Consider the following 16,078-nt stretch of genomic DNA (forward strand, 5'->3'; position numbering starts at 1 on the left):
GTCACTTCCTTAACGTGGCGTTCAACCTTTGTTCGAGCGAGGTGAGGATGTTTTGCGTCGTCGAATTCACCTCATCGTCATTAAGAGTGCGCGATGGATGCTGCCAGGTCAAGCCGACGGCAAGGCTTTTTCTATGCGGATCAATGCCTTTACCCTGATAGACGTCAAACAGCCTGAGATCTGTCAGCCATTCGCCTGCATTTTCACGGATTACGTCAAGCACAGCACTGGCGGCGACGTCTTTGTCGGCCAACAGCGCCAGGTCACGACGCACTTCAGGAAAGCGCGACAACTCACGGAATTCAGGCATTTTGCCCTGCGCCACTTCAGCCAGAACCAGCTCGAAAACAAAGACCGGACGGTCAAGACCCAGGGCTTTCGACAGTTCAGGGTGAATGGCACCGATGAAGCCGACTTCACGGCCGTCTCGCTCGATGCGTGCGGTCTGACCCGGATGCAACGCAGGGTGCTTGCCCGGTACGAACGTGAAAGCACCCAATGCACCGGCAAAGCCCAGCACCGCTTCCACATCGGCCTTGACGTCGAAGAAGTCCACGGCGTCGCGACCTTGCGCCCAGCCTTCCGGCAGACGGCTGCCGCAGACCACACCGGCGAGCATCGGCTCTTGCTTGAGCCCTTCCAACTGACCGACGAAGCGCAGGCCGCTCTCGAACAGACGGACGCGATCCTGCTGGCGGTTCAGGTTGTGCTGCAGCACCTTGACCAGCCCCGGCCACAACGAAGAACGCATGGCGGCCATGTCGTTGGAGATCGGGTTGGCCAGCAGCAACGGCTCGACACCTGGATTGAACAGTTCGAACTGTTTCGGATCGATGAAGCTGTAGGTGATCGCTTCCTGATAGCCGCGAGCCACCAGCAGACGACGCAGTTCCGGCAGGTCGCTGCGTGCTTCCGCCTTGGCCTGCGGAGCCAGACGGGCTTGCGGGTAACGGACCGGCAGGCGGTTGTAGCCATACAGACGCGCCAGCTCTTCGATCAGGTCGACTTCCAGGCTGATGTCGAAACGGTGGCTTGGCACCTCGACACGCCACTGCCCTGCTCCTTCAGCCGAGATCTTCAGGCCCAAGGCGCCGAGCAGACGCTCGACTTCGGCCGAGTCCATTTCCATGCCCAGCATCTGCGCGATGCGCTGCGCACGCAGGGTGATCGGCGCGATCGACGGCAGATGCTGCTCGCTGACCGTCTCGATGATCGGGCCGGCCTCGCCGCCGGTGATGTCCAGCAGCAGGCCAGTGGCGCGCTCCATGGCTTCACGGGCCAGTTGCCAGTCCACGCCACGCTCGTAGCGGTGAGAGGCATCGGTGTGCAGACCGTAGGAACGTGCCTTGCCGGCGACCGCGATCTGGTCGAAGAACGCGCTTTCAAGGAACACGTCGCGGGTGGTCGCGGAGACGCCGCTGTGCTCGCCCCCCATGACACCGGCAATCGCCAGTGCGCGAGTGTGGTCGGCAATCACCAGCGTATCGCTGCGCAGACTGACTTCCTGGCCGTCGAGCAGCACCAGTTTCTCGCCCTCTTCCGCCATGCGCACGCGGATTCCGCCATTGATCTCGGCCAGGTCGAAGGCATGCAGCGGCTGACCGAGCTCGAGCATCACGTAGTTGGTGATGTCCACGGCGGCATCGATGCTGCGCACGTCCGCACGACGCAGGCGCTCGACCATCCACAGCGGGGTTGGCCGGGACAGATCCACATTGCGGATCACGCGGCCCAGGTAGCGCGGGCAAGCGGCCGGCGCCAGTACGTCGACCGGACGCACCTCATCGTGAGCCGCCGGCACCGGGGCCACGACCGGGCGCACCACCGGAGCGTCGTACAGCGCACCGACTTCACGGGCCAGGCCGGCCAGCGACAGGCAGTCGCCACGGTTCGGGGTCAGGTCGACCTCGATGCTGGCATCTTCCAGATCCAGGTAAACGCGGAAATCCGCACCTACCGGCGCATCGGCCGGCAGCTCCATCAAACCGTCGTTGCCTTCACCGACCTGAAGCTCGGATTGCGAGCACAGCATGCCGTTGGACTCGACGCCGCGCAGCTTGGCCTTCTTGATCTTGAAGTCGCCCGGCAGTTCGGCGCCGATCATGGCGAACGGAATCTTCAGGCCAGGGCGCACATTCGGCGCACCGCACACGACCTGAAACGTTTCGCTGCCGTTGCTCACTTGGCAAACGCGCAGCTTGTCGGCGTCCGGGTGCTGCTCGGTGCTCAGCACTTCGCCCACCACCACGCCGCTGAATGCGCCGGCAGCCGGGGTGACGCTATCGACCTCCAGACCGGCCATCGACAGACGGGCAACCAGCCCGTCACGATCTACCTGCGGGCTGACCCAGCCACGCAGCCATTGTTCACTGAATTTCATCCTGCTCTCCTAAGAATTCGTTACGACTAGCGAAATTGCGCGAGGAACCGCAAGTCGTTGTCGAAGAACAGACGCAAGTCGTTCACGCCGTAACGCAGCATGGCCAGGCGCTCGACACCCATGCCGAAGGCGAAGCCCGAGAACTCTTCCGGATCGATGCCGGACATGCGCAGCACATTCGGATGAACCATGCCGCAGCCCATCACTTCCAGCCAGCCGGTCTGCTTGCAGACGCGGCAGCCTTTACCGCTGCACATCACACATTCCATGTCGACTTCGGCGGACGGCTCGGTGAACGGGAAGTAGGAAGGACGGAAGCGCACGGCCAGTTCCTTCTCGAAGAACACCCGCAGAAACTCTTCGATGGTGCCCTTGAGGTCAGCGAAGTTGATGTCGCGGTCGACCAGCAGGCCTTCGACCTGGTGGAACATCGGCGAGTGGGTGATATCGGAGTCGCTGCGGTACACGCGACCCGGGCATACGATGCGGATCGGCGGCTTTTTCGACTCCATGGTGCGGACCTGTACCGGCGAGGTATGGGTGCGCAGCAGCATGTTCGCGTTGAAATAGAAGGTGTCATGCATCGACCGGGCCGGGTGATGGCCTGGGATGTTGAGCGCCTCGAAGTTGTGGTAGTCGTCTTCGACCTCCGGCCCTTCGGCGATGCCGTAGCCGATGCGGGTGAAGAACTGTTCGACGCGTTCCAGAGTCCGGGTCACCGGATGCAGGCCACCCGAGGTCTGACCGCGGCCCGGCAGGGTCACGTCAATGGACTCGGCGGACAGTTTGGCGGCCAGCTCGGCCTCTTCAAACAGAGCCTTGCGCGCATTGAGAACCTCTGTGACACGCTCCTTGGCAACGTTGATCAGGGCGCCGACCTGCGGACGCTCCTCTGCCGGCAGGTTGCCCAGGGTCTTCATCACCTGAGTCAGCTCGCCCTTCTTGCCAAGGTAGTGAACCCGGATTTGCTCCAGGGCATTGATATCTTCAGCGCTTTGCACAGCCTCTAGTGCTTGAGAGACCAGCGCATCCAGGTTTTCCATGTACAGACTCCAGATACGAAATAGGGGAAGAGCTTGAAGGCTCTTCCCCTATTTATGACGTTTAACACCTGACCCCACAGATGCAGGGCCGGGTGACTGTCGGGGGTACTTAAGCCAAGGTGGCTTTAGCTTTCTCGACAATCGCAGCAAACGCCGCTTTTTCGTTCACTGCCAGATCAGCCAGAACCTTACGGTCGATCTCGATGGACGCTTTTTTCAGGCCGGCGATGAAACGGCTGTAGGACAGACCGTTGGTACGAGCACCAGCGTTGATACGAGCGATCCACAGAGCGCGGAACTGACGTTTTTTCTGACGACGGTCACGGTAGGCGTATTGGCCTGCCTTGATTACCGCTTGCTTGGCAACACGGAATACGCGCGAACGTGCACCGTAATAGCCTTTAGCAAGTTTCAGAATTTTTTTGTGACGCTTACGGGCAATGACGCCACGCTTTACACGAGCCATGAGTTACTTCCTCTATTCTTGATCCAAAAATTAACGAAGGCGCAGCATGCGCTCGACTTTTGCCACGTCAGACGGATGCAGCAGGCTGCTTCCGCGCAGTTGACGCTTACGCTTGGTCGACATTTTGGTCAGGATGTGGCTCTTGAAAGCGTGCTTGTGCTTGATGCCGTTAGCAGTTTTCAGAAACCGCTTGGCAGCACCACTTTTGGTTTTCATCTTTGGCATGTTCGGATACTCCGCATTCAGTGGATAAACATAATCAGAAGGCCTGCCGTGCCCTGTTGATTACTTCTTCTTTTTCGGGGCGATGACCATGATCAGCTGGCGTCCTTCCATCTTAGGATGCTGTTCGACCGATCCGTACTCGAGCAGGTCTTGTTCGACCCGCTTGAGGAGATCCATCCCCAGCTCCTGGTGGGCCATCTCACGGCCGCGGAATCGCAAGGAAACCTTGGCCCTGTCCCCGTCACTCAGGAAACGTACCAGGTTGCGTAGTTTTACCTGGTAATCCCCTTCCTCCGTCCCTGGACGAAACTTGATTTCTTTGACCTGAATCTGCTTCTGGTTTTTCTTCGCCGCAGCAATCTGCTTCTTCTTCTCGAAGATCGATTTGCCGTAGTCCATCACCCGGCAAACCGGCGGGACTGCGTCGGCGGAGATTTCCACCAGATCAAGCTTGGCTTCTTCAGCTATACGAAGCGCTTCATCAATCGAGACGATGCCAATCTGCTCGCCGTCAGCGCCAATTAACCGAACCTCGCGTGCCGAGATATTCTCGTTGATCGGGGCCTTCGGTGCAGTTCGTTTATCCTGTCTCATTTCACGCTTAATAATAATTACTCCGAATCTTGGCGACCACGCCGGGAAACCGCTTGCGCGAGGAACTCGGCGAACTGGGCGACCGGCATCGAGCCGAGGTCAGCACCTTCACGAGTACGCACAGCGACAGTCTGCATCTCGACTTCCTTATCCCCAATAACCAAGAGATATGGAACCTTGAGCAAAGTATGCTCGCGGATTTTAAAGCCGATCTTTTCATTTCTCAAGTCAGACTTGGCACGAAACCCGCTTTCGTTGAGAGTTTTTTCGACCTGGGCGACGAAATCCGCCTGTTTGTCGGTGATGTTCATGATCACCGCCTGGGTCGGCGCCAGCCACGCAGGGAACGCCCCTTCGTAGTGCTCGATCAGAATCCCGACGAAACGCTCGAAGGAACCGAGGATCGCCCGGTGCAGCATCACCGGATGCTTGCGGCTGTTGTCTTCGGAAACGTATTCGGCACCGAGGCGCACCGGCAGGTTGAAATCGAGCTGCAAGGTGCCGCACTGCCATACGCGGCCGAGGCAGTCCTTGAGCGAGAACTCGATCTTCGGACCGTAGAACGCACCCTCGCCCGGCTGCAGGTCATAAGGCAGACCCGCGCTGTCGAGCGCCGCCGCCAGCGCCGACTCGGCACGATCCCACAACTCGTCGGAACCTACGCGTTTTTCCGGACGGGTGGACAGCTTCATCTCGATGTCCTTGAAGCCGAAGTCGGCGTAGACATCCATGGTCAGTTTGATGAACGCAGCGGATTCGGCCTGCATCTGCTCTTCGGTGCAGAAGATGTGCGCGTCGTCCTGAGTGAACGCACGTACGCGCATGATGCCGTGCAAGGCGCCGGACGGCTCGTTGCGGTGGCAGGCGCCGAACTCGGCCAGGCGCATCGGCAGCTCGCGGTAGCTTTTCAGGCCTTGGTTGAACACCTGCACGTGGCAAGGGCAGTTCATCGGCTTGATCGCGTAATCGCGGCTTTCCGACTCAGTGGTGAACATGTTGTCGGCGTAGTTGGCCCAGTGCCCGGACTTTTCCCACAGGCTGCGGTCAACGACCTGCGGCGTCTTGATCTCGAGGTAACCGTTGTCGCGCTGCACCTTGCGCATGTACTGCTCAAGCACCTGATAGAGCGTCCAGCCGTTCGGGTGCCAGAACACCATGCCCGGCGCTTCTTCCTGGGTGTGGAACAGCCCGAGACGCTTGCCGATCTTGCGGTGGTCGCGTTTTTCGGCTTCTTCGATGCGCTGGATGTAGGCGGCCAGCTGCTTCTTGTCTGCCCAGGCCGTGCCGTAGACGCGCTGCAGTTGCTCGTTCTTGGCATCGCCGCGCCAGTAGGCGCCGGACAGCTTGGTGAGCTTGAAGGACTTCAGGAAACGGGTGTTCGGCACGTGCGGGCCGCGGCACATGTCGACGTATTCTTCGTGATAGTACAGGCCCATGGCCTGCTCGTTCGGCATGTCCTCGACCAGGCGCAGCTTGTAGTCTTCGCCGCGGGACTTGAACACTTCGATCACTTGCTCACGCGGAGTGACCTTCTTGATGACGTCGTAATCCTTGTCGATCAGCTGCTGCATGCGCTGTTCGATGGCGGCCATGTCTTCCGGCGTGAAAGGACGCTCGAAGGCGATGTCGTAGTAGAAGCCTTCGTCGATGACCGGACCGATGACCATCTTGGCGGTCGGGTACAGCTGCTTGACCGCGTGACCGACCAGGTGGGCACAAGAGTGGCGAATGATCTCCAGCCCCTCTTCATCCTTTGGCGTGATGATTTGCAGCGTCGAGTCGCTGTCGATGATATCGCAAGCGTCGACCAGCCGACCGTTGACCTTGCCGGCCAGGGTGGCCTTGGCCAGGCCCGCGCCAATGGATGCGGCGACCTCGGCTACGGAAACCGGATGATCGAAAGAACGTTGACTGCCGTCGGGAAGAGTAATAGTTGGCATGGCGCCTCCTCTCCTAGTGGTGACCCCTACCAAAGGTCACGTGGGTTGGGATGAGCCAGTACAAGATCCGATCCAGGCCATTCAATGACGAACGCCTGCCTTACAGCGGCAGGAGCCTTGCGGCCAACCGGAAAACCGAACCAGAGTGACTGGGATTCAAACAGAAAACACGGGAGCCGCATGGGCCTTGGAGGCCTGCGGTCGCCCGAGCCCGGCATGCTAGCACAGATGAACGGCTGCGGACGCTTCAGGGTTGCATTCCAGAGCAGATCATCCGTTTTTATGCCAGAGTGATGAACTTGATCCGTCCTTCGCCCATCTGATGAAGGACATTGACCCACAAGGAGCATCTTCGCATGCGTCTGCACACCCTTTTCGCCGCTCTCGCCCCCGTTGTTCTGCTGCTGCCGCTGAGCGCCCATGCCGACTGGCCCAAAGGCGAACGCGAGAAATACATGGCGCAGTGCACCCAGGCGGCGACACCGCAGATCGGCGCTGCGGCCGCCAAGTCCCATTGCGCCTGCGGCGCCGATGCCATCAAATCCTACTCGGCCAGCGACATCCAGGCCCTGATGGACAACAAGGCCAGCCAGGAACTGCAACAGAAAGCCTTGGGCCAGATCGCCAAATGCAAGGCCAACGTCCCCGCGAAAAAGTGAGCGGACGGCACGCCTGAGGCCCCCGGACACGGGAAAAAGGCTGGCAAATGACGAATTCCCACCTGTTTCGTGCAGGTTTTACAGGTTTTTTACTGCAGCCCCAAAGCCCTTGAAAGCCTTTCAAACCGGGGCCTCCAGCCGAAACAACCTGCAAAGAAAACACGACTGATTGGCAAACAGCACCTGCGGGGGGCTACCAAAGCGAACATTTCGACTATGATACCCCGGTGTGCCCAGTTGGCCTGAGCAGCACAGCACTACTGAAAATATATGTTTCTTGGAGATACACCATGTCTAATCGCCAATCCGGCACCGTCAAATGGTTCAACGATGAAAAAGGCTTCGGCTTCATCACTCCTCAAGGTGGCGGTGACGACCTGTTCGTACACTTCAAAGCTATCGAAGTTGACGGTTTCAAAAGCCTGAAAGAAGGCCAAGCCGTATCCTTCGTGGCTGAGAAAGGCCAAAAGGGTATGCAAGCTGCACAAGTTCGCCCAGAGTAATCTCCCGGCGCACAAAAAAACCCCGTCCATGTGACGGGGTTTTTTATGCCTGCCGAAAAGCCCGCAGCGATCAGCCGCAACTGGCGCGGGTGACGATCAGATCGTTGTCGGTGTTCAGGTTCAGGCGATCGGAACGGTACTCCAGGGTAATCATGTCATTGGGCTTGAGGAACCTGGCGTTCTGCGCACCGGCACGGGTGCGGGCCTGATCCAGAAGCTGCGGCGAAGCCTTTTTGCCGATGGCGAATTGCGCAGCCGATGCCTCGCAGCGGCCATGACCGGCCTCGCTGGCCACAGGATCCTTCGCCGGCTCGCTCGAAGTCGAACTGCAACCGGCCAGCATGGCAATGGCCGCCAGCGCGCCCAGCGAGGTGAATTTCATAGGCATGAAGCCTCCTTTTCCAATGGTTGTTTCGAGATCGTGCGACCACCAATCCTGCGTTTGGTTTCACGGCGGGGCTGACACACCCCTCCTCCACGGACCCCAAAGGCGCCGAGTCTGCCTGAACAGCCGGTCATGCTTCATCACGCAATCGTGACTGAATATTAATCGGCCTCAGTAAACGTCGATGTAGTCGAACGGCGGATTCGGCCAGTTGCCCTTGAGTGCGTTGTAGATCTGCTGCACCCACACGTCATCGCTCGCCGCCACACGCCCGACGTACCCTGAACCCTTGGCCCAGGTCTCCAGACGGAAAGACAGGCCATCGATTTCCTGACCGCCCGTCACGCCAGAAGAGATATAGGCAATCCCGCCTTTGGTCACCCGCAACTGCGTATGCACATCGTCACTGGCCTCAGCCAGCAACCGGCGCACAGCCTCAAGCGTCAGGCCATCGGGGGCATTCAAGTCAATCTGCACGCTGCGATCCTGGGTTCGGCCGAAAACGACCAAGTGTCGCACAGCCCTGCGCCCATGCCTAAGTCGCAGTGCCAAACGCCGGGCAACATGATTTACTCAAGGCTTCGACAGACCCGACCTCCAGAGCCCGCCATGACCACCGTAAGCATCACCGCCGACATCAAGGCCATCTGGCCCCAGGGGCACAGTTCCTACAGTCCGGGCAGCCCGGAAGAGCTTGCGCTGATCAGCGTCGACCTGCTGGTCCGGACGCTCGGCACGCAAGGCGCACGGTCATTCATCGACCAGGTCTTCGAAAGGTACCCCGACGACTTCCAAGGCACCCCGGACAGCGAAAGGGAATAGAAGCCCGCAAACTCGATGCCTGCGGGCGCATCACTCATTTCAAACGCTTCAGGCGCTCGGTCAGCAGATCGAAGAAGCCCTGGGCATCGCCGTTCTCCACCCAGAATGCGTTCTTCGGCTGTTTCAGGCCGTCGTACCAGTCAACGATGGTCTGACCGAAAGTCGGCCCTTCACGGCTGTCCACCACCACATTCACCGAACGGCCGGTGAACAGCTGAGGCTTGAGCAGGTAAGCGATCACCGTGGCGTCATGCACCGGGCCGCCCGGGATCCCGTAGTGCTCCATGTCACCTTTGATGTATTCGTTGAGGATGTCGCCGACGATCTTGCTGGCATTGTTGTTCAGCGCCGCGATCTGCTTGAGCCGCGCGTCGCTGGTGAGCACCTTGTGGGTGACATCAAGCGGCAGGTAGGTCAGCTTCACGCCGCTCTTGAGCACCACCTCGGCCGCTTGAGGGTCGGCGAAAAGGTTGAACTCCGCCACCGGGGTGATGTTGCCGCCGTTGAAGTGCGCACCGCCCATGATCACCACTTCCTTGATGCCCTGGACGATCTCCGGCTCCTGGATCAGCGCCAACGCCAGGTTGGTCTGCGGGCCGAGCATGGCGATGGTGATGCTGTGGGGCTTGGCCTTCTTCAGCGTGTCGATCAGGTAGTTGACCGCATTGCCTTCGGCCAGGCCTTTTTTCGGCTCGTGGACGGTGACTCCCGACAGGCCTTCCTTGCCATGGATGTTTTCGGCATAGATCGGCGTGCGCATCAGCGGCTTGGGCGCGCCGGCATACACCGGCACGTCTTCGCGCCCTGCCCACTCGCGGGCCAACCGGGCGTTGCGCGAGGTCTTGTCCAGGCGCACATTGCCCGCCACGGTGGTCAAGGCGCGGATGTTCAGCTCATCCGGCGACGCCAGGGCGAACAACAGGGCGACCACATCATCGGCGCCCGGGTCGGTGTCGATGATCAGGTCGATCTTTTCCGCCGCCTGGGCGCCGGTCGCGGTAAGTAGGGACAAAAGCAGCAGGCTCCGGAACAGTTGAGGCAGTTTTTTAGCATAGCGGCGCATGGCGCACTCCTTGTGCATGTGAAATCGAATGGGTTCGCGACCCGTCAGAAGGTGACGCCGGCCACCAGCACGATGTTGCAGTACGGCTGGCATTCGCCGGTACGGACAATCGCCCGCGCCTGGCGGCTGAGCGCCTTGAATTGCTCATGGCTGAGCAGGTCGCGCCGACCGAGCGCCCCTGAGCCGTTCAGCTCATCGAGGACGGCCAACGGCGCGGGACGTCTCTCGAGAATCTCCTGGGCCAGCACGTGGCTTTCCACCTGCATCTCGCTGAGCACGACCTTGAGGGTGTCGATGAACGCCGGAACACCGTGGGTCAGCGCCAGGTCGATCAGCTCGACGCCGGGCGGCACCGGCAGCCCGGCGTCCCCGATCACGAGCATGTCGCCGTGACCGAGGGAGGCTATCAGGCGCGACAGGGCGACATTGAGCAATGGGGTCTTTTTCATGAGGATTTGAATGCCTGCACTTCGGAACGTGTGGGAATGGACGGCTGTGCGCCGGCGCGGGTGACCGACAGCGCCGCGGCGACCTGACCGTAGCGGATGGCCTGCGCTTCAGACTCGCCGCGCGCCAGCGCCGCGGCGAAACCGCCGACGAATGTGTCGCCCGCCGCCGTGGTGTCGACGGCTTTGACCTTGGGCGCCGGGAAATGCTCGAAGCCTGTGCCACTGGCGAACAACAGCCCTTGGGCGCCCAGGGTGATGAGCACTTTGCCCGCGCCCAGGCCGATCAGATGGCTGGCCGCCCGTTCTGCCGACGCCCGTGAATCCACGGGCAGCCCGCTCAGGGTCGCCGCCTCGCTTTCATTGGGAATCAGGTAATCGATGGCGGCGTACCAGTCCGGCGGGAGCGCCCGACCGGCAGGCGCCGGATTGAGGATGACGGTCTTGCCGAGCGCCCGGGCACGCTTGAGGGCGTGACCGACCGTGGCGTCCGGAACCTCGAGCTGGCAGATGACCACATCCGCCGCCTGCAGCACGTCATCGAACCGATCCACTACAGCGCAGGTCAGCGCACCGTTGGCACCGGCCACGATCACGATCGCGTTCTGACTGTTGTCGTCGACCACGATCAGCGCCACACCGCTGGAATCCTCGACCGTGCTGACTGCGCGGCAATCGATCTGTTCGGCCAGGAGCGCATCACGCAATTGCGCGCCATACGCATCGTTGCCGACGCAGCCGACCATCGCCACAGCCGCTCCCAAACGGGCGGCCGCCACTGCCTGATTGGCGCCCTTGCCGCCGGGCACGGTGGTGAACGAATGGCCGATCAGCGTCTCGCCGCCAAGGGGCAGCCGAGGCGCACGGGTCACCAGATCCATGTTCAGGCTGCCTATTACCACTACATTTGCTGACATACGTCGCTACTCATCAATTCGGTTTCAGCGGTATTCGGTGAACACGCCGAACAGGGGGGCCGTCGACTCGCGCAAGACGATGCTCGGCGTGACGATCCGTTGGTCGGTGGCCAGGCTCGGGCTGGCGATCCTGCGCAACAGCACTTCCGCCGCCATTTCCCCCAACTGCAGGATCGACTGACCGACCGTGGTCAGCGCAGGGTAAACGTACCGGCTCATCTGGATGTCGTCGAAACCGATCACCGACAGTTCGGTGGGCACGCGCACGTTGCGTTCCGCTGCAGCCCGCAGCACACCGATGCCGATCATGTCGTTGCCGGCGAAGATCGCCGTGGGCGGATTGCCCTCGAGCAGCAGGGCCGCCGCGTTGTAGCCGCCGGTGCTGGTGAAGTCGCTTTCCAGCACACGACCGGGCGACACGGCCACCCCCGCTTCATCCATTGCCCGGCGGAAACCGGCCAGACGCATCTGCGCGACGCTGGTGCTGACCGGCCCGCCGATGGTGGCAATGTCGCGATGCCCCAGTTCCAGCAAATGGCGAGTGGCCAGGTAGGCGCCGTACTCATGGTCGATGCGCACCAGATCCGCATCCACGCCGTCCAGGCCACGGTCGACAATCACCATGGGGGTCTTCACCCCGGTCAGGCCCTGGACAAGGCCGTCGTCCCCGCCGGCGGAGGCGACGATCAGACCGTCGATGCGTTTTTCCAGCAGCACCCGCAGATAATTGCGCTGTTTTTCCGGATCGTCATCGGAGTTGCAGAGGATCACGCAGTAACCGTTGCGCTCGCAGTAGTCCTCGATCCCCCGCGCCAACTCGGCAAAGTACGGGTTGAGGCTGTTGGGCACCAGCAGGCCGATGGTCGCTGTGGTCTTGGCCTTCAGCGAACGCGCCACCGCGCTGGGCACATAGTCGAGGCTCTTGATCGCCGCCTCGACCTTCAGGCGCACTTCTTCGCTGACCGGCCGGGTCTTGTTCACGACATGGGACACGGTCGTGTAGGAAATCCCCGCGAGCGCCGCCACATCCTTGATCGTTGCCATGCGTCAGCCCCGCCGTGCAGCGCGTTGGCTGCGGTAGGTGTCCAGCACCACGGCGATGACGATCACGGCCCCGGTGATGATGCGCTTGGTCGGCTCGGTCGCACCGATCTGAGCCAGACCGGCCGCCAGCACGGAAATGATCAGCACGCCAAAGAAGGTGCTGATCACCGAACCGCGTCCGCCCATCAGGCTGGTGCCGCCGATCACCACAGCTGCGATGACTTGCAGTTCCAGCCCGGAACCGGCGTTCGGATCCGCCGCCTCCAGGCGGGAAATCTGGAACAGCGCAGCAATGCCCGCCAACAGACCCATGAGGCTGAACACCAGGATCTTGTAAGGCTTCGGATTGATGCCCGCCAGGCGCACGGCCTCCTCATTGGTACCGATGCCGACCAGGTAACGGCCGAACACGGTGCGCGACAGCACTGCCTGAGCGATGAAGATCACCAGCAAGGCGATGATGAACGACGGCGAAATGCCGAAGGCGATGGGGTTCGACAGCCAGGCGAACGCATCGCCGATGTAGGCGGTGCGCGAACCGGTCATCTGATACGCCAGGCCACGGGCCATCTCCAGCACACCGAGCGAGACGATGAACGACGGGATCCTCCAGGCCACGGTGATCGATCCGGTCACCGTGCCCGCCAGCGCGGCCACCGCCATGCCCAACACGGCGGCCGGCAATACGCTCCAGCCCCAGCCTAGGATCGCGACGCTGACGGTGGAGGCCGACAGGGCCAGCACCGAACCGACCGACAGATCGATGCCGCCGATGATCAGCACGAAGGTCATGCCCACTGCCAGCACCATCAGGTCGGGAATCTGGTTGGCCAGCGTGGTGAAGGTGTTATAGGACAAAAAGTGGCTGCTCATGACCGAGAACAGCGCGACCATCGCCAGCAAGGCCCCGGCCAACCCCAGATAGGTGCCCAGGCCATAAAGATTGCCACTACGGATACCGGCGGGAGATGCAGTTTTCATGGGAGATCCCTAGGCGCCGCTTCGTTGAGCAACGCATCACGTTTTTGGTAGCCGGCGAACGCGGCGGCAAGCAAGTCATCCTGGGTCCAGCTGTCACGCTCGAAGGTGTCGATCAGACGGCCGGCCGACAGCACACCGATGCGGTCGCAGATCAGCATCAGTTCGCGCAGGTCGCTGGAGACCACCACCAGCGCCTTGCCTTGGCGCGTCAGCTCGCCGAGCAAGGCGTAGATGTCGAACTTGGCGCCGACGTCGATGCCGCGGGTCGGCTCGTCGAACAGCAGCACGTCACAGTCGCGCTCCAGCCAGCGGCCGATCACCACCTTTTGCTGGTTGCCGCCCGACAGCTCGGACACCCGTTGCGCGGGGCTCGAGCTGCGGATGCGCATGGCGCCGATCTGTCGTTGCGCCAGCGAGATTTCCTCGCCGTCATTGAGGACGCCGCCCCGGGAAATCTTCGGCATGTTGCCCAATGCGATGTTGGCGCTGATCGACTGAGTGAGCAGCAGCCCCTCGCCCTTGCGGTCTTCGGTGATCAAGGCAATGCCGTTGCGCACCGCATCCACCGGCGAGCGGATGCTCACCACTTGCGCCGGCGTGCCGAGCGCGACCGTACCGCTGTCTGCGGCATCGGCGCCGAAGATCAGGCGCAGCAACTCGGTGCGCCCTGCCCCGATCAGCCCGGAGATCCCGAAAATCTCGCCGGCCCGCACCTCGAAGGACACATTCTGCACCTTGTCGGAACGGCTCAGGCCGTTGACCGTCAGCAGCGGCGCGCCGATCTGGCGCGGCCCCATGTCGATGTGTTCGCCCAACTCCCGGCCGACCATCAGGGTGACCAGTTGCTCGCTGTTGTAGTTGGCCATCGGCTCGACACAGACCAGATTGCCGTCACGCAACACGGCGATGCGCTGGGCGACACGGGCCAGCTCTTCGAGGCGATGGGAAATGTAGATGATCGAGACGCCACGGGCCTGCAGGCGGGTGATCTGCTCGAACAGCATCTCCACCTCGCGTGCCGTCAGCATGGCCGTCGGCTCATCGAGGATCAACACATGGCAATCGCCGATCAGGTTGCGGGCGATCTCGACCATCTGCTGGTGACCGATGCCCAGCTCGCCGACCGGCGTGTCCGGGTCGATGGCCTCCAGCCCGACCTGGGCCATGGCCTCGATGGCGGCCTTGCGCAGTTGCTTGCGGCTGATCCAGCCGCCGTGGCTGGGCAGGTTGTCGAGAAACAGGTTTTCCGCCACCGACAAGGTCGGCAACAGATTGAGCTCCTGCATGACCATGCGCACACCCAGTTCTTCAGCCTGAGTTCGGCTGCCGGGGCTGTAGGCCTTGCCCTGGAACTGCATCTGGCCGGCGGTCGGCGTCACCAGGCCGCCGATGATCTTCGACAGCGTGCTTTTTCCGGCACCGTTTTCGCCGGTCAGCGCCAGGACTTCGCCTCTCATCAGCGTCAGGTCGATGCCGGCAAGCACAGGTTGCGCGTAGGTCTTGCCGATGCCGCTGACCGTGAGGACAGCGTTCGGGGCGGAAACAGACATAAGGAATCTCCATGCGCCTGCCGGAGCCGGCAGGCGCCGTTGTGTCGCCGGAAAACTATTGGGTGACCAGTGCGACCGGCGTTTCGATCACGCCGTTGGCGCTGTCGACTTTCTCGCCCTTGAGGGCCTTCAGCGCGGTCTCGATGCCGAACACGGCCTGCTTGGCCGCGAACTGGTCGGCGGTCGCCAGGACGCGACCGTCCTTGAGCATCGGCTTGATGGCATTGATGTTGTCGTAGCCGACCACTTTCACCTGCCCGGCCTTGCCTGCGGCCCGCACGGCCGACACCGCACCGACGGCCATGCTGTCGTTGCCGGCCAGCAGCGCCTTGATTTCCGGGTATTCGCTGAGCATCGAAGCGGCGACCTTGTTGCCCTTGTCGATTTCCCAGTCACCCGACTGCAGCGACACCACCTTGATCTGCGCCGCGCCCATCGCATCCTTGAAGCCTGCGGTGCGGGCTTGGGCGTTGGTCGTGGTGGGGACGCCTTCGATGATGCCGACTTCGTCGCCGGCCTTCAGTTGCTTGGCCAGGTACTCGCCCACCAGGCGAGCGCCCTTGCGGTTGTCGGGCCCCACGAACGGAACGTTGATGTCCTTGCTTTTGACGACGGCTGGATCCAGCTGATTGTCGATGTTGATGACCTTGATGCCGGCATCCACGGCCTTCTTGATCACCGGCACCATGGCCTTGGAGTCAGCCGGGGCAATGACCAGGGCGTCGACCTTGGCGACGATCATCTGCTCGACGATGCGGATTTGGTTGGCGGTGTCGGTTTCGTCCTTGATGCCGTTGGAGAGCAGGTCGAAATCGGCGGCGTGTTCTTTCTGGTAGGCCTTGGCGCCGTCTTCCATGGTCAGGAAGAACTCGTTGGCCAGGGATTTCATGACCAGCGCGACCTTGGGTTTTTCGGGAGACTCGGCGAAAGCCGAAGAGACGGGCAGTGCGGCGGATGCGGCAGCCAGCATGGCGACAGCGAGAAGGCGTCCGGCAAATGGCAGCTTCATGGGTTCACTCCGATCTTATGATTATTGTGAGCAACGCTTGCGCTGACGTAA

At 61.5% G+C, this 16,078-nt stretch carries 18 protein-coding genes; 3 read left to right on the forward strand and 15 right to left on the reverse strand.

All coding sequences use genetic code 11. The features are described 5' to 3' along the window. Position 1: 1 nt before the first annotated feature. The 6 genes from pheT to thrS form a co-directional block, all read right to left on the reverse strand. Entirely contained in the window at positions 2-2,380 is a 2,379-nt protein-coding gene (pheT, locus tag CAG31_RS00110) for a phenylalanine--tRNA ligase subunit beta (RefSeq protein ID WP_085577451.1), read from the reverse strand. A gap of 26 nt (positions 2,381-2,406) precedes the next feature. Continuing rightward, on the reverse strand, positions 2,407-3,423 hold the full coding sequence (pheS, locus tag CAG31_RS00115; protein ID WP_085577452.1) for a phenylalanine--tRNA ligase subunit alpha: 1,017 nt from the start codon (positions 3,421-3,423) through the stop codon (positions 2,407-2,409). Positions 3,424-3,532: 109 nt separating this feature from the next. Continuing rightward, on the reverse strand, positions 3,533-3,889 hold the full coding sequence (gene rplT, locus CAG31_RS00120) for a 50S ribosomal protein L20 (protein WP_085577453.1): 357 nt from the start codon (positions 3,887-3,889) through the stop codon (positions 3,533-3,535). Positions 3,890-3,919: 30 nt separating this feature from the next. Next, the gene (gene rpmI, locus CAG31_RS00125) at positions 3,920-4,114 is read right to left on the reverse strand and encodes a 50S ribosomal protein L35 (RefSeq protein ID WP_002553160.1); all 195 of its coding nucleotides are present in this window, start codon (positions 4,112-4,114) and stop codon (positions 3,920-3,922) included. Positions 4,115-4,174: 60 nt separating this feature from the next. Next, a complete protein-coding gene (gene infC / locus CAG31_RS00130) occupies positions 4,175-4,726 on the reverse strand; it encodes a translation initiation factor IF-3 (protein WP_170929973.1) in 552 nt (183 codons plus the stop codon). Then, positions 4,726-6,648, reverse strand: coding sequence for a threonine--tRNA ligase (gene thrS, locus CAG31_RS00135; RefSeq protein WP_085577455.1), 1,923 nt, complete (start codon positions 6,646-6,648; stop codon positions 4,726-4,728). The genes infC and thrS overlap by 1 nt, the downstream gene beginning before the upstream one ends. A gap of 356 nt (positions 6,649-7,004) precedes the next feature. On the opposite strand from thrS, the gene CAG31_RS00145 reads away from it, so the two are divergent. Together CAG31_RS00145 and CAG31_RS00150 are read left to right on the forward strand one after the other, a co-directional pair. After that, positions 7,005-7,307: a hypothetical protein gene (locus CAG31_RS00145; protein WP_085577456.1), complete on the forward strand. Its 303-nt coding sequence runs from the start codon at positions 7,005-7,007 to the stop codon at positions 7,305-7,307. 290 nt (positions 7,308-7,597) lie between these two features. After that, on the forward strand, positions 7,598-7,810 hold the full coding sequence (locus CAG31_RS00150) for a cold-shock protein (RefSeq protein WP_085577457.1): 213 nt from the start codon (positions 7,598-7,600) through the stop codon (positions 7,808-7,810). 70 nt (positions 7,811-7,880) lie between these two features. On the opposite strand, the gene CAG31_RS00155 is transcribed toward CAG31_RS00150, so the two are convergent. Then, positions 7,881-8,198, reverse strand: a complete 318-nt coding sequence (locus CAG31_RS00155) for an I78 family peptidase inhibitor (RefSeq protein WP_085577458.1) — start codon at positions 8,196-8,198, stop codon at positions 7,881-7,883. 168 nt (positions 8,199-8,366) lie between these two features. Next, entirely contained in the window at positions 8,367-8,672 is a 306-nt protein-coding gene (locus CAG31_RS00160) for a hypothetical protein (protein WP_085577459.1), read from the reverse strand. 132 nt (positions 8,673-8,804) lie between these two features. Between CAG31_RS00160 and CAG31_RS00165 the strand changes: the two genes are divergently transcribed. Further along, complete coding sequence (locus CAG31_RS00165) at positions 8,805-9,017, forward strand: hypothetical protein (RefSeq protein ID WP_085577460.1); 213 nt, start codon at positions 8,805-8,807, stop codon at positions 9,015-9,017. 34 nt (positions 9,018-9,051) lie between these two features. On the opposite strand, the gene CAG31_RS00170 is transcribed toward CAG31_RS00165, so the two are convergent. From CAG31_RS00170 to CAG31_RS00200, 7 genes are read right to left on the reverse strand one after another with little or no spacing between them, the layout of a single operon-like run. Then, positions 9,052-10,080: a nucleoside hydrolase gene (locus CAG31_RS00170; protein ID WP_085577461.1), complete on the reverse strand. Its 1,029-nt coding sequence runs from the start codon at positions 10,078-10,080 to the stop codon at positions 9,052-9,054. Between the two features lie 44 nt (positions 10,081-10,124). Beyond that, positions 10,125-10,529, reverse strand: a complete 405-nt coding sequence (gene rbsD, locus CAG31_RS00175) for a D-ribose pyranase (RefSeq protein ID WP_085577462.1) — start codon at positions 10,527-10,529, stop codon at positions 10,125-10,127. Then, positions 10,526-11,443 carry a ribokinase gene (gene rbsK / locus CAG31_RS00180; RefSeq protein ID WP_085577463.1) on the reverse strand — a complete coding sequence of 306 codons (918 nt, stop codon included), beginning with the start codon at positions 11,441-11,443 and terminating at the stop codon, positions 10,526-10,528. Before rbsK ends, rbsD begins: the two co-directional genes overlap by 4 nt. A gap of 24 nt (positions 11,444-11,467) precedes the next feature. Then, positions 11,468-12,487: a LacI family DNA-binding transcriptional regulator gene (locus tag CAG31_RS00185; protein WP_085577464.1), complete on the reverse strand. Its 1,020-nt coding sequence runs from the start codon at positions 12,485-12,487 to the stop codon at positions 11,468-11,470. A 3-nt stretch (positions 12,488-12,490) separates the two neighbouring features. Then, positions 12,491-13,468 (reverse strand): ABC transporter permease, encoded by a 978-nt coding sequence (locus CAG31_RS00190; RefSeq protein ID WP_085577465.1) that lies wholly within the window; start codon positions 13,466-13,468, stop codon positions 12,491-12,493. Beyond that, on the reverse strand, positions 13,465-15,018 hold the full coding sequence (locus CAG31_RS00195) for a sugar ABC transporter ATP-binding protein (protein ID WP_085577466.1): 1,554 nt from the start codon (positions 15,016-15,018) through the stop codon (positions 13,465-13,467). Before CAG31_RS00195 ends, CAG31_RS00190 begins: the two co-directional genes overlap by 4 nt. A 55-nt stretch (positions 15,019-15,073) precedes the next feature. Further along, entirely contained in the window at positions 15,074-16,027 is a 954-nt protein-coding gene (locus CAG31_RS00200; RefSeq protein WP_085577467.1) for a sugar ABC transporter substrate-binding protein, read from the reverse strand. Positions 16,028-16,078: the final 51 nt, after the last annotated feature.

Source organism: Pseudomonas sp. R25(2017) (assembly GCF_002112565.1).
Lineage (GTDB): Bacteria > Pseudomonadota > Gammaproteobacteria > Pseudomonadales > Pseudomonadaceae > Aquipseudomonas > Aquipseudomonas ekonensis.

Bases quoted from the DNA above. Each gene is read 5' to 3' on its own strand.
- CAG31_RS00155 (WP_085577458.1), bottom strand. From the start codon at position 8,198: ATGCCTATGAAATTCACCTCGCTGGGCGCGCTGGCGGCCATTGCCATG.
- CAG31_RS00200 (WP_085577467.1), bottom strand. From the start codon at position 16,027: ATGAAGCTGCCATTTGCCGGACGCCTTCTCGCTGTCGCCATGCTGGCT.
- CAG31_RS00185 (WP_085577464.1), bottom strand. From the start codon at position 12,487: ATGGCAACGATCAAGGATGTGGCGGCGCTCGCGGGGATTTCCTACACG.
- CAG31_RS00195 (WP_085577466.1), bottom strand. From the start codon at position 15,018: ATGTCTGTTTCCGCCCCGAACGCTGTCCTCACGGTCAGCGGCATCGGC.
- rpmI (WP_002553160.1), bottom strand. From the start codon at position 4,114: ATGCCAAAGATGAAAACCAAAAGTGGTGCTGCCAAGCGGTTTCTGAAA.
- rplT (WP_085577453.1), bottom strand. From the start codon at position 3,889: ATGGCTCGTGTAAAGCGTGGCGTCATTGCCCGTAAGCGTCACAAAAAA.
- CAG31_RS00165 (WP_085577460.1), top strand. From the start codon at position 8,805: ATGACCACCGTAAGCATCACCGCCGACATCAAGGCCATCTGGCCCCAG.
- thrS (WP_085577455.1), bottom strand. From the start codon at position 6,648: ATGCCAACTATTACTCTTCCCGACGGCAGTCAACGTTCTTTCGATCAT.
- pheT (WP_085577451.1), bottom strand. From the start codon at position 2,380: ATGAAATTCAGTGAACAATGGCTGCGTGGCTGGGTCAGCCCGCAGGTA.
- CAG31_RS00145 (WP_085577456.1), top strand. From the start codon at position 7,005: ATGCGTCTGCACACCCTTTTCGCCGCTCTCGCCCCCGTTGTTCTGCTG.
- CAG31_RS00190 (WP_085577465.1), bottom strand. From the start codon at position 13,468: ATGAAAACTGCATCTCCCGCCGGTATCCGTAGTGGCAATCTTTATGGC.
- rbsK (WP_085577463.1), bottom strand. From the start codon at position 11,443: ATGTCAGCAAATGTAGTGGTAATAGGCAGCCTGAACATGGATCTGGTG.
- rbsD (WP_085577462.1), bottom strand. From the start codon at position 10,529: ATGAAAAAGACCCCATTGCTCAATGTCGCCCTGTCGCGCCTGATAGCC.
- CAG31_RS00170 (WP_085577461.1), bottom strand. From the start codon at position 10,080: ATGCGCCGCTATGCTAAAAAACTGCCTCAACTGTTCCGGAGCCTGCTG.
- pheS (WP_085577452.1), bottom strand. From the start codon at position 3,423: ATGGAAAACCTGGATGCGCTGGTCTCTCAAGCACTAGAGGCTGTGCAA.
- CAG31_RS00150 (WP_085577457.1), top strand. From the start codon at position 7,598: ATGTCTAATCGCCAATCCGGCACCGTCAAATGGTTCAACGATGAAAAA.